Genomic DNA, 12,711 nt, shown 5'->3' with positions numbered 1-12,711 from the left:
CAAAATCAGCAGCTTAATCTAATACTTATTTTGTTCAAGCGTTCCATTGCTTGCCTTGATCTCCTCCATCGGGATTGCTGCGGCATACTTTCTGGAACCAGGCTTCAAAGTGTATTGAATTGGCGCTGCGGCATAATCTACGGCATTGGCATTTACAGGGAAGAAAGTCTTCGTGAGTGTCACATCATCGTTCGGATCCTGATTAAAGTTAATCCTTCTAATGTCTAACCAGCGTACGGTGTATGGAAATTCCCGATGTCTTTCTTCGAGGATATGCTTAACCGCCTCTTGTGCATTGTTGGCTTTCAACACCGCAATGTCATCAGGAGCATTTTTATCAATACGATATTTTCTAAACTTATTCAGCTCTGTCATCGCTTGCTGATAGTTTCCTAAACGCGCCATGGCTTCCGCTTTTGTTAAGATCATCTCAACCACGTTCGGTGCCAATGTCATGTATTGACGCCCATGCTGGTAAAAACCTGGCACTTTCATACTTTGTCCATTGGCGTCTTTATCAAAGTAGTTTCCTACAAAAATCTTCATAGTACTCACGTTTTTCATGTCATCCAATAGAAATAGCTTCTTACGCAAGTCGTAATTGTGATTTCCGAAGATCTCCTGCAGCTTTTTACTCGCGATCGGGAATGTATAATCAACCATGTAAGTTGGTGTACGGTTGTAGAAAGCCCTATCCCAATCCGCCAGAAAAGTGGTGTGGAAATTCGCTTCTGTCGTATTCGAAGCAACAAGCTTCCCGGAGAGCACATCTAGTACCTGTGTAATCTCACCTGATCCGTAATCACGCACATAGTCATCATAGGTAAGCACTTTTTCTGCTGCTTCCTGCGCCTTAGCGTAATTTTCTATCGCTAAGTAGAAACGTGCAGCCAGTGCGTTCGCACCTGCTGTTGTTTCTTTCCAGCTCAAACGTACGCCATTTTGAAATAACGGTTCGTCGAGTTTAAGTGCTTCCTGAATATCAGCTTCAATAAAGTTGTAAGTCGTTTGCAGGGACACGCGGTGAGTGGCCTCCTCGTAGCCCGTAGTCACCTTCAATGGGAGCCCTGGCTCATTTACTGTGTTTTTGCCGTACGGCAGGCAGTAATATTGTACAATCTCAAAATAGCTGTAAGCACGCAGCATATGGGCGCGGGCTTTTAACTTAGCTTTCTCGGCCTCAGTTCCTGTTACTTTCTCGATATTCGTAAGCACCAGGTTGGCCATAAAGATACCCTCATAGGCTGATGCCCAATAGCTTGTTAAGTAATTGGTCTTCTCCACATATGGCGTTTCCCATAGACTAAACTGGATAATATCCAGCTTTGTTCCTGCTCTTCTAAAGCCGGCAGTATACATTTCAGGGGTCATCTCATAGCTATCCGTACTGTAGAGAAGCCCGGGGACCATCTGTGTTCTAAATGTAGAGTAAGAAGCCTTATTCAGTAAAGCATCTAAATGCCCGGTCGTGGATATTTCTACCCCACTGTTTTTGGAAGGTGGTTCCTCTAAATACTTATTGCAGGATGATGTCACTACCATCATACCTAACAGGGCTACTAATATATTAATTTTCATGATTTTCATTCTTAAAAGCCAACTTTAACACCTAATACAAAACTTGGCAACAAACGCATACCGCCATATCTAAACTCTGGATCTTCTTTTTGTCCCTTGATCGTGATGTTATTCACCTGTCCAAAAACTTGTGCCCTTTCTAATTTAAAGGTATTCGCGACCAAATTTTTCATGTTATAGGAAAGGGTGATATCATTTATGCGCAAATGGTTTGCACTTCTCTTTAGGTAATCCATATACGGCGTATACATTCCCGAATAAAGTGCATCTGCTTCATCAAAAGGCAGTGCCGGCAATGTGGTATTCGGATCTGAATACATTGCTTCCGCCAGCATTGAATTCGGTGCACCATTCTGTCCGGAGAAATTGAAAGGTGTACGTCTGTAAATATGCCCAAGTTTAGCAATCACAGAAAATGATAAATCAAAGTCTTTATAGCCAACAAAATGACGCATACCTAAAGTATAAGGAGCAACAGAAACACCCTGGTAGTCCATAAATTCTAAACCATCCAGCGTTGTACGTCCGCCTACCATATCCAACAGCTCACCGTCTTTCAAGTGTATGGCCGGACGAACAGTCGGTGCAGCATCGGTACCAAAGTTGTGCAATCCTGCATAACGATAAGAATATACTGCATCAATTGGTCTACCTTGTACATAAGTTGAACCACTACTTGCTTTAGTCAGGTAATCATGACGATAAGACAATAGGAAGAGCTTTTTAACCTCGTTCTTGTTATAGGATATATTGAAGGTACCTTCCCAGCGGAAGCCTTGACTATTGCGGAAGCGGGATCCAAATTCAAACTCTACGCCGTTATTTACAATCTCAGCACTATTGAACAAGGCAGAACTACTACCGTTTAACAAAGGAATAGCCACCACAGCTAAGATATCTTTACTGTGCTTACGGTAATAATCAAGCTTACCGAACAATTTGTTATCAAACAAAGCATAATCGACCGCCACGTTTAAGGTTCCCGTACGCTCCCAACGCAAATCAGGATTACCATAGCTATGTATGCCCGCCTCAGGATGTCCAGACAGTGCATTAGTACCATTAACAGTAATTAATGGTTTTACGGACGTAGAAGTATTTGATGCTCCGTTGTAACCGTAGGTAGCTCTAAGTTTCAGGAAATTAATAGCACTGATTTCACTCAGGAAATCTTCATGATGCACATTCCAGCTACCACCTACCGACCAAAATGGAGAATACCTGTACTTCGGATCATCACTAATAAAGTTGGATGCGTCAATACGGAAGGAACCGCTCAAGGTATATTTCTTGTTGTAGGTATATGCAGCGTTACTGTAGGTAGAGAAAAACCTTTGCATACCATAAGCATAGGAATTACGGTGAGCGATGGTGAGTGAGTTTCCTAACCAGTTTGTAAGTGCCAGGCCTGTTCCTGTACCGTTCGGCAACAAGCCAACTGTCAACTGATCATCATTGTAACCATAAGTCCTTGCCGGAGTACTGCCTGTATTCTTACGTTGAATAATCTCCGCTCCTGCTAAGAAATTAATTTCGTGTACTTGACTGAACGTTCTGTTAAAGTTGATCTGATTTCTCCAGTTGTAAGCATTGGTCACCGACTTGCTTTCATCCAAAATACTGCCCTTAGGGATGTTCAGGCGAACAACTCCCGTTGACTTATTCCAGGTTGAGGTGGTATTAACAAGATTTCTGACCAGGTAAGAATCTTCATAGTAAAGACTACGGCCCTCATTTTGAAGCTTTTCAAACATAAGTTTAGTTTCGAACACCAAGCCATATCCCAGTTTAAAATCAAGTCCGGTTTGCATCCGAATATTTAAACTATTCGATTTCAAACTTCTGGTGTTTATGTCGTCCAAAATATTATAACTCCAGTTGCTATAAGGAAAACTGCCCTTCGGAACAGAGCTGTCCAGCAACGGTTTATTATATTTCAAATAACTCATATCGGTACGGTTGCCATTTTCATCCAATAACATGTCGTAACGATGTAATGCATTAACATCACCTGACGATGCTCCCGAGTTATCTGAGTCGTTGTAACGTATCATACTGGATAGCGACAGGTCTAACCAGGGAAACAAACTCGCTTGTCCACGGTAGTCAAATTGCATGTTCTGGCTTTTGTTGCCTACAAATGCAGCCTTATCCTTGCCGTAAAGCAATGATACATGATTTGCCATGCGCTCGGATGGGCTGGAAATCGACAGTGTATACAGCTGATTAAGCGGTCTTTGTAAAAGATTATCTTTGATCTGCTGACTATTGTCATAACCAGCCAATGTGTTTAATCCTGACTCAAATTGCGCTGCAGTAATCTCATTGTAGGAAAACCTGTTATACAAATTCTGCGCTTGTGTATAGATTTGCCCAATACCGTCTTTTAAATCGTTTGGCGCTAAAGTGCCAGGCGTTCTCTTGTACTGATACTTTCCAAACGTAGCACGCTCGTAAGCAATAGTCTGTTCCGTACTTGCCAGATTACGCAGGTAATCTAAATCTACATTACTACCAATCTTAAACTGGTTAGAAAAGTCTACGGTTAACTTGCCGTTCTTTTTAGCTTTTTTCGTAGTTACAACAATAACGCCATTAGATGCCCTTGCACCCCATATCGATGCCGCCGCCGCGTCTTTCAACACAGAAACGGACTCAACGTCATCGGGATTGATGGACGAAAAGCCGCCGTTTACAGCGAAACCATCAACAACCAAAAGAGGTTCAGATCCCGAAAATGATCCTTGTCCACGTAATACGAACGAGACGTTGCCATTGGAAGAAAAAGAAGGCTGTAATCCCGAAACCGCGCCCACTAATTTATTGGCAAGCGAAATGCTTGGTGTTTCTAATGTTTTCTTGTCTACAACATCGAAAGCACCAGTGGCACGCTCTTTAGGTAACTTTTGGTAACCTGTATAAACCACCACCTCAACATTGTCCAGCTCTCCTTCCTGCACCGTCATCTTAATTTCACCTAAGTCAGGATTAACTTTAACTTCTTTCTGTTTGTATCCTATAAAAGAAATGACTAAAACTGCATCCTCCTCTACTCCGGACAAAGTAAACTCACCATTAGCATTGGTAGAACTCGACAATTTCAGCCCCTTCACTTTAACCGATGCGCCCGGTAAAGGCCTCCCTAACGAATCAACAACCCTCCCTTTAACAGTAATCGGAGATGTAAAAAGATCCACCATCTTGTCCAGAAAGGAGGTTTTTACGGCTTCCAGGATAATCGTTTGATCTTTTATCGTAAAACTCAGTTTTTGATTTTGCAATATTTGTTTCATTGCTTCGGCAACAGAAACTGCTTTGATGTTAATGCTGATGGGTTTGGCTTCCTTCAGCAGGTCTACATCGTATAAGATATTATAGCCGGATTGTTGACGGACTTGCTTGAACACCTCTTTTAAGGAGGCATTTTTTTGATTTATAGTCACCAATTGCGCGAAGCTGCTGGCACTAACTTGCATAAAGCAGGTGGTTATGATGGCTATGACTAAATTAACTCGCATAAGTAATTTTCTCTTATCGACTTTTTGGATTTCACCTAAGGTCGATTTTAGGATCATGTCAATTTTAGGGTAGAGCCACTGTCGTGGCACACCTAGGTTAAAAGCATTTATTTTCATACTTTTGGTTAGTTTGGGTTTCTAATTGTAATTCGCAAAGATTATTTTACCGATAAAAATCGGATGGTTGACTCAAACTTTGGCCGGACGGTGTTACTAGCACTTTCCGGCTTTTTTTAAGTTACCTACTGAGCCCTGGGCTACGTTGCTTGTATCTATTATATCATTTTTGGTTTTATTTAGATTTGTTGATTCAGGTTAACTATTTATACTTTATTGTCTATTGATACGGCATTACGGTTATTCTCTTTCCTTCTATTTTAAATTTCACAGCTTTGGTGTTGCTGAGCATCGCTAAGATCTCGGAAACATTTTCATAGCGGGATACAGTACCTCCTATAGCTTTGTTTGCTACATTACCTTCATAATGCACTTCTACATCATACCAACGGGCCACTTTTCGCATAATGCTTTTGATGTTCTCATTAGCGAAAAGAAAATAGCCTTTTTGCCAGGCAATGGCTTCTTCTAGGTCTACTGTATTAACCTGAATGTTGTTATTACTAACGGTTGATTGTTGACCAGGAGTTAATATAGCGGGACTGGAATAAGGAGATGATATTGTGCTTACGGCGACTGATCCTTCGAATAATGTTGTTTTTGTATTGCCTTCATCGGTATAGGCATTGATGTTGAAATGAGTACCGAGTACTTTTACTTCCTGTATAGCACTGGCTACGACGAATGGAGTGCGAACCTTATTCTTTAGTTCCTTTGCTACTTCAAAATATGCTTCCCCTTCTACCTGTACACGTCGTTCTTTCCCGTTAAAACGGCTCGGATATTTTAATGTTGATGCAGCGTTTAGCCATACTTTTGTACCATCGGCTAGTGTGATTTGGTATTGGCCACCTTTTGGTGTGGAGATGGCAAGCATGGTTTCTTTTGTAAGCGTGCTTATTGAACTCCCGTCTGCGTATTTTATATTTTCAGAATCAATAATTATTCCTTTTTGATCATTGCTTAAATCAATTGTCTTTCCATCGGCAAGGGTCAATGTGGCTTTGTTACTTCCAGGTTTAACATCATTCTGAACCAATGATTGTTCTGTCAGTTTATTTACTGAACCAGTATTAAAATAGAAAGTTAGCCCGATTGATAAAAGAATAGAGGCCGCAACTCCATACCTGACAAACGGTTTTAATCGTTTGAATATGTTGTTGTCTTCTCCCGTTTTTCCAAGAACTCCCTGGTAAATACGATCTAACCTTTCTTGTTCTTCTGCCGTTGGGGCCGAAGCATCAATAGTTTTCAAGAAGGCGTCATCAGTTAAACCCTCCATATCAGATTGAGGAGAATTATCTATGAGTTGAAATAGCTCTTTAATTTCATCGGCACTTGCCTGATTATCCAGATACTTCTTATAGAGATGAATGATTAGTTGCTTCTTGTCCAAAATATATTGCTTTATATTATACAATACGTTTGTCAGATGCTAATCCTCTAGTCCAATATGAAATAAATTTTATTAGTCTGGTAATTAAGACTATAAACATTCATTAAAACTGCGAAATAACCATTGTTAAGGCCGAAAATAACAATAAGAAAAAATAGTCTTCTCCCAAGGTTTGCTTTAAGGTTTTTGTTGCTTTTACGATATGGTTACTAATGGTCGAGGTAAAAATACCCAATAGCGCACCGGCTTCTGCATAACTCAATCCTTGTATTTTACACATCGAGAAGACTTGTTTTTGTTGGGGTGGTAAGGCATCCAATGCTTTTTGGAATAACGTATTGGTTTCGTTAAAAATAATAGATTCCTCAGTATAGTTGCTTATTTCTGTGCTGGAATCGATGATCTGGTCTTGTAATTTTTGATCTCTGGCTGCTTTTCTATAAAAATCGATCACCATGTTCTTGCTGATTCGATAGAGAAAAAATTTAAAGTTGTTGCCAGGTTCAATTATGGATCGTTTATCCCATACTTTCACGAAAACCTCCTGAGTTATTTCTTCGGCGAGGTCAGCCACTTTTACCATCACTAATATTCGACGATAGATTTCCACGCTATACTGACGATAAAGTAGCTCAAAGGCTGCCTGATCACCGGATCGCAACTTTAAAAGTAGACTTTTTTCATCTATAGGTGTTAGATTCTTCACGTAAAAAACGGGTCTATATTCTGAATTTGATAATCTGTATACTGATTTAGGAAAACAAACGTAAGGAATAAAATCAGAATCAGAAAATTGTGCCCCGGACCGCTTCCACCTCTTCTACAGTAATTGCCAGGGGCTTACCAAGTTTACGTGAGCCCTCGGTAGTGATTACAAAATCATCCTCTATCCTTATTCCGCCAAATGATCTGAACTCCTTTACTTTTTCATAATTAATATATTCCGAAAAAGTACCTTCTTCAGCCCACATGTCTATCAATTCGGGAATAAAGTAAATTCCCGGTTCAACGGTCAATACGTTCCCTACTTCCAATTCTTTGCCTAGTCGTAGGGACTTAAGACCAAACTGGCTGGTATTTTTTACAAGCTTATCACTGTACCCAACATATTGCTCCCCAAGATCTTCCATATCATGAACATCCAGTCCCATCATATGCCCTGTGCCACATTGGAAAAAGAGCGCATGTGCACCCCTGCTCACAGCATCTTCCAGGTTCCCTTTCATCAGCCCCATGGCTTTAAGCCCTTCAGCCAATGTCAGGCAGGCCCGACGATGTACATCCAGATATTGCAGACCAGGTTTCAATAATTTTGCGGCATCGTAATATGCTGCCAATACGATATTATAAACTTCTTTTTGCAAAGAATTAAAAGTCTTTCCTACTGGAAATGTACGGGTGAGATCTCCAGCATAGCCCATTTGGGTTTCCGCTCCGGAATCATTCAATACAAGGTCGCCATCTTTTAACGTATTTCCGTGGAAATGGTTATGAAGAATTTGCCCGTTTATAGTGAGGATAATAGGATACGCAAGGTCCCCACCTCCATTTAATGCGACCTGATGTATAGCTGCAGCAATTTCACTTTCTTTCATTCCTGGCCGAGCCATTTTCATAGCCAGCAACTGCATGTCGACAGATGTAGAAACAGCCTTATCAATTTCGTATAGCTCTATTTCAGACTTCACTGAACGTTGTGCTACAATAGCTTTTATAAACGGAACAGAAGCTAAACCTGAAACCTGTTCTGGCGCAACATTAAAAAGGGTAGCCAGCATTATCTTATTTTCGGCTCTATAAGGAGGTAGAAAATGAACACTCCGGTTCGTATTTAATGCTTTAGAAATGTAATTAGCCAATTCCGATTTGGGACGTACTTCTAATATTCCGGCTTCAAAAGCGTTCTCTTTCAGCGTTTTCTGTCTCCCCATCCATACAATATCATCGATACTCATTTCGTCGCCAAAAAGGATGACCAGCTGTTGATCAACGTCAATGATAGCAGCCAAACCAGGTTTCTGAATACCGAAATAGTAAAGGAATGAACTATCCTGCCTGAAACGATAGGTATTGTGAAGAAAATTAACCGGACTTTCTTCATTTCCTAAAAAAAGCAAAATTCCGGAACTAAATTTAGGAGAAAGTAGCTCCCGTCTGCGAATGTACTCGTCGTTTTTAAACATCATCTAAATTAACTATTAACAGCCAGTTGGCTCTGCTCCCATCTTTATTAGTCGCTATTTTGTTTCACTATTCCGGAGCACAGGTAATTTTTGTTCTTCCCAGGCCAGTATCCCCCCTTCTAATTCGTGGATATCTGTAAATCCTAACTCCTTAAGTTGTTTTACAGCCAAAGCGCTTCTACCTCCGCCTTTGCAGTATACGAAAACCGGTGTTTTTTTATCTAAGGTTGCAACTTTCTCCTTAAAGCTTTTATCGTAAACATTGTAATTTTTAGCACCTTTTATATGTCCAACTCCATACTCTCTTGGCATACGTACATCGAGAATGTTTTTTCGTTCTGAACTATCCATTTTAGCTTTAAAACTAATAGCATTTTGTGCTTTTGCCTGATTTGGCATGTGTCCGGAAACAGCGCTCAATAAATTGATACCGATGTAAGTAATAAATATTAAAAGATACTTCATCTTACAAATGAAGGTATTTATTTATGTAAAGGCAAGGACCACTTCAATCTTGACAGAACGATTATTAAAATTAAACGAGCTGCCCATCTTACCTGTATAAAAGAGGATTTACCCTGAGTTTGTCTGTTCCTGATCTGAGTTTATATTTACTTGAGTATTAACTTATACTTAACAGGGCGTTACTAGGGTGTTAGTAGGGCTAGGGGGTAAAGCAAGGCCCTACTAACACCCTAGTAATACCGAAGGCTGATACTTAGGTGGATTAACTATTAAGAAAAAATGTCCTAACATGGCTATACATTGCTTCTGTTCCAGCCTTCTAGGTGTTTCTAGGTGTCAATCGTGTTTGAAAGGTCATTGGAAGGCGTTTCCTAGGTGTTGACACCTAGCCAACAGGTAGGAAACACCTAGGAAACCTTAAGGTAGGCCAATGGATGGGCGGCGTATATCTTAGATAACTAGGCTTTCCCCTCTTCTTCCGCTTTTATTAAAGCTCCTAAGAAAGTATCAGGAGATTGCGCGCCTGAAATACCGAGTTTATGATTGATTACGAAAAATGGAACGCCGGAAATCCCGATGTTTTGTGCCGTTTTTTCATCATAACGGACTTCATCAGAGAAATCGTTACTTTTTAACATCACTTCTGTTTCAAGTACATCCAAACCGCTTTCTTTTGCAATTTCAATAAGCACCTGGTGGTCTGCAATATTCTTGCCGTCTGTAAAATGTGCCTTAAACAGATTTTCTTCAACCTGATCAGACAGTCCTTTGGTTTTTGCCATTTGAATTAATCGATGGGCATCAAAAGAATTCGCCATAATGGCATGATCAAAATTAAAGGTCAGCCCAACTTCAGCTGCCGAATTTGCGACTTGCTGATGTGTGCCAACAGACCATTCTCTGCTTTTACCATAGCGCTCAGCCAAATAGTCGTACGGACTTTTATCTAATAACGTTTCCGCGTTCGGGTCAAGCTCAAAACTATGCCATTCTATCTCAACTTTATCTTTGTGTTCAAACTGTTCCAGGGCCATTTCAAACTTTCTTTTGCCAATATAGCAAAACGGACACCTTACATCCGACCAGATATCTACCTTCATTAGTTGTGCTCTATTTTGTAAATTGTAGTTTGTTTATAATTTTCACCAGGTCTTAATACCGTACTTGGAAACTTAGGAACATTAATGCCATTTGGATGGTGCTGGGTCTCGACACAGAATGCGCCGTAAGGAAGATAATCCTGTCCGTCTTTTCCATTTTTTACATCCAGATATTTTGCCGTGTAAAAATGAGCAACCGGTTCTGTCGTATAAACCGAAAGTTTTAGACCACTCTCCGCTTCCGATGTTTCGGATGCAAGTGTAAACTCACCATAAGGTTTATCAAGGACGAATGTCTGATCGTATCCTTCCTCAATATCCCAGTCTTGCCCTATTGCTTTATCGCCTAAAAAGTCATACTTAGTCCCTTCTACAGGAATTAGCTTACCGGTTACTACATAGTTGTCATCTTGTTCAAGATAGTTGCTTGCAGGCATCCTATGGATATGGCCAGCAATAGAACCACCCTGAGGGGCAAGGTTAAAATAACTATGGTGTGTTAAATTGATTGCTGTCGGCGCATCAGTTGTCGCTTTAAAATCCAAAATCAACTCATTTTCGTCAGTTAATTTGAAAGTAAGCTGTACAGTTAGGTTTCCCGGAAAATGCTCTTCACCAGCAGGGCTTACATATTGAAGGGTAACACTTGGATCGATGGTAGATAATACATCCCATACCTTTTTGTCAAAACCTATGTCGCCGCCGTGCAAACAATCGCCACCTTTGGCTTGCGACAGCTGATAGGTTTCGCCATCAATATTAAACCGACCGTTCTTTATGCGGTTGGCATATCGTCCGATTATAGCACCAAGGTAAGAGTAATTGCTTAAATAGGCTTCGCTGGTATATTGATCAATATCATCAAAACCCAGAACAATATCCTGTTTCTCTCCATGTTTATTGACTACAATAAACTTATTTATAATAGCGCCGTAATTGTATATTTTTACATAAGTACCTTGACTATTGGTCAATTCTATTGCCAGAACTTCTTTGCCGTCAATAAATTTCCCAGTCTTAATCAGCTTTGTTTCCATCAGTATAAATTATTCTTTTTAGGGGTTGATGAACGATCATGATTTTTTTTTGAGTGTAAACCCATGATGGTTCATTAAATTGTATATTAGGAGCGCATCTCAATTGCTAACAATACTATAAATACTTTAACTTAAAACAAAACCAAACTTAAAATATTACAATGAAAACGGAATTAATTAGTAAGTTCTTAGAAAAATATGGGCATGAGCCAACTGCAAATTACTTTACCCCTGGTCGTGTAAATCTTATCGGAGAACATATTGATTACAATGGCGGATTAGTTATGCCTGCAGCTGTTACACTCGGAACATGGTTATGTATGGCGCCAAATAATGACAACGTAATCAGGTTTAAGAGCTTAAACTTCCCTGAAGAGCGCGAATTTCCTTTACAATCCGGTTATACTAAAATCGGACCGGAATGGTACAATTACCCTTTAGGTGTTTTTAATGAAATCTTAAAAAAACATGAGCTCAATACTGGTTTGGATCTTTTGTTTTATGGTAATATTCCAATTGGTTCTGGTTTATCGTCCTCTGCCTCTATTGAAGTGGCTATGGCTTACGCTTTAAATGACTATTTTAATCTGGGCTATGAAAAGATTGAAATTCCCTTGCTAGCACAAAAAGTTGAAAATGAATTTATAGGTGTAAACTGTGGAATCATGGATCAGTTTGCCGTTGCTTTCGGTGAAACTGACAAAGCAATAGTTTTAAACTGCGATACCATTAAACATAAAATTGTAGATTGTAACCTGGGTAACTACTCCCTGGCTATTATCAATACCAATAAACCGCGTAAACTGGCTGAATCTAAATACAACGAACGTGTAGAAGAATGTCAGACTGCACTAAATCAATTAAACGACGAGATTAAATTAAATAACCTATGCGAGCTGAATGCAGAGAAATTTGCTTTACATAGTCACTTGATTACCGATCCTACCGTTTTAAAACGTGCAACACATGTGATAAAAGAGAATGACAGGGTTAATCTGGCCGCAAAAGCACTTAATGAGGGTAATTTAACAGAGTTTGGTCGGTTAATGTATGCTTCTCACCAGTCGTTAAAAGACTTGTACGAAGTAACCGGAATTGAACTGGATACTGTTGTTGATTTCTGCGCAGACTACAAATATGTAATTGGTGCACGTATGACCGGCGCTGGATTTGGTGGTTGTGCCATTGCATTACTTGAAAAAGGAAAGGAAGAAGACTTTACTAAAGAGCTAACCGACTTTTACGTAAATCGTATTGGCTATCCTGCTGCTATTTATATTAGTGAAATTGGTAATGGCGCTTCAGCAATTTAATTTT

General features: G+C 39.9%; 9 protein-coding genes. 1 reads left to right on the top strand and 8 read right to left on the bottom strand.

The features are described from left to right. Positions 1-18 precede the first annotated feature (18 nt). From R2Q84_RS00615 to R2Q84_RS00580, 8 genes are all read right to left on the bottom strand, one after another. Positions 19-1,578, bottom strand: coding sequence for a RagB/SusD family nutrient uptake outer membrane protein (locus R2Q84_RS00615; RefSeq protein ID WP_316814576.1), 1,560 nt, complete (start codon positions 1,576-1,578; stop codon positions 19-21). Positions 1,579-1,589: 11 nt separating this feature from the next. Then, positions 1,590-5,213, bottom strand: a complete 3,624-nt coding sequence (locus tag R2Q84_RS00610) for a SusC/RagA family TonB-linked outer membrane protein (protein ID WP_316814575.1) — start codon at positions 5,211-5,213, stop codon at positions 1,590-1,592. A 220-nt stretch (positions 5,214-5,433) separates the two neighbouring features. Beyond that, entirely contained in the window at positions 5,434-6,609 is a 1,176-nt protein-coding gene (locus R2Q84_RS00605; RefSeq protein WP_316814574.1) for a FecR family protein, read from the bottom strand. Between the two features lie 103 nt (positions 6,610-6,712). After that, a complete protein-coding gene (locus R2Q84_RS00600) occupies positions 6,713-7,315 on the bottom strand; it encodes an RNA polymerase sigma-70 factor (RefSeq protein ID WP_316814573.1) in 603 nt (200 codons plus the stop codon). A gap of 79 nt (positions 7,316-7,394) precedes the next feature. Further along, entirely contained in the window at positions 7,395-8,795 is a 1,401-nt protein-coding gene (locus R2Q84_RS00595) for an aminopeptidase P family protein (RefSeq protein WP_316814572.1), read from the bottom strand. A gap of 51 nt (positions 8,796-8,846) precedes the next feature. Next, on the bottom strand, positions 8,847-9,257 hold the full coding sequence (locus R2Q84_RS00590; protein WP_316814571.1) for a rhodanese-like domain-containing protein: 411 nt from the start codon (positions 9,255-9,257) through the stop codon (positions 8,847-8,849). A gap of 458 nt (positions 9,258-9,715) precedes the next feature. Next, complete coding sequence (locus R2Q84_RS00585) at positions 9,716-10,357, bottom strand: DsbA family oxidoreductase (protein ID WP_316814570.1); 642 nt, start codon at positions 10,355-10,357, stop codon at positions 9,716-9,718. Further along, positions 10,357-11,394 (bottom strand): aldose epimerase family protein, encoded by a 1,038-nt coding sequence (locus R2Q84_RS00580; protein ID WP_316814569.1) that lies wholly within the window; start codon positions 11,392-11,394, stop codon positions 10,357-10,359. The genes R2Q84_RS00585 and R2Q84_RS00580 overlap by 1 nt, the downstream gene beginning before the upstream one ends. Positions 11,395-11,555: 161 nt before the next feature. On the opposite strand from R2Q84_RS00580, the gene R2Q84_RS00575 reads away from it, so the two are divergent. Then, the gene (locus R2Q84_RS00575) at positions 11,556-12,707 is read left to right on the top strand and encodes a galactokinase (RefSeq protein ID WP_316814568.1); all 1,152 of its coding nucleotides are present in this window, start codon (positions 11,556-11,558) and stop codon (positions 12,705-12,707) included. Positions 12,708-12,711: the final 4 nt, after the last annotated feature.

This window comes from Pedobacter nyackensis, from assembly GCF_032678475.1.
GTDB lineage: Bacteria > Bacteroidota > Bacteroidia > Sphingobacteriales > Sphingobacteriaceae > Pedobacter > Pedobacter nyackensis_A.
The sequence above is the reverse complement of the archived record's forward strand: the minus strand, read 5'-3'. Positions and strand labels throughout refer to the sequence as shown.

Excerpts from the sequence above, each read along its gene's own strand:
- R2Q84_RS00615 (WP_316814576.1), bottom strand. The coding sequence starts at position 1,578 with ATGAAAATTAATATATTAGTAGCCCTGTTAGGTATGATGGTAGTGACA.
- R2Q84_RS00610 (WP_316814575.1), bottom strand. The coding sequence starts at position 5,213 with ATGAAAATAAATGCTTTTAACCTAGGTGTGCCACGACAGTGGCTCTAC.
- R2Q84_RS00595 (WP_316814572.1), bottom strand. The coding sequence starts at position 8,795 with ATGATGTTTAAAAACGACGAGTACATTCGCAGACGGGAGCTACTTTCT.
- R2Q84_RS00590 (WP_316814571.1), bottom strand. The coding sequence starts at position 9,257 with ATGAAGTATCTTTTAATATTTATTACTTACATCGGTATCAATTTATTG.
- R2Q84_RS00585 (WP_316814570.1), bottom strand. The coding sequence starts at position 10,357 with ATGAAGGTAGATATCTGGTCGGATGTAAGGTGTCCGTTTTGCTATATT.
- R2Q84_RS00580 (WP_316814569.1), bottom strand. The coding sequence starts at position 11,394 with ATGGAAACAAAGCTGATTAAGACTGGGAAATTTATTGACGGCAAAGAA.
- R2Q84_RS00575 (WP_316814568.1), top strand. The coding sequence starts at position 11,556 with ATGAAAACGGAATTAATTAGTAAGTTCTTAGAAAAATATGGGCATGAG.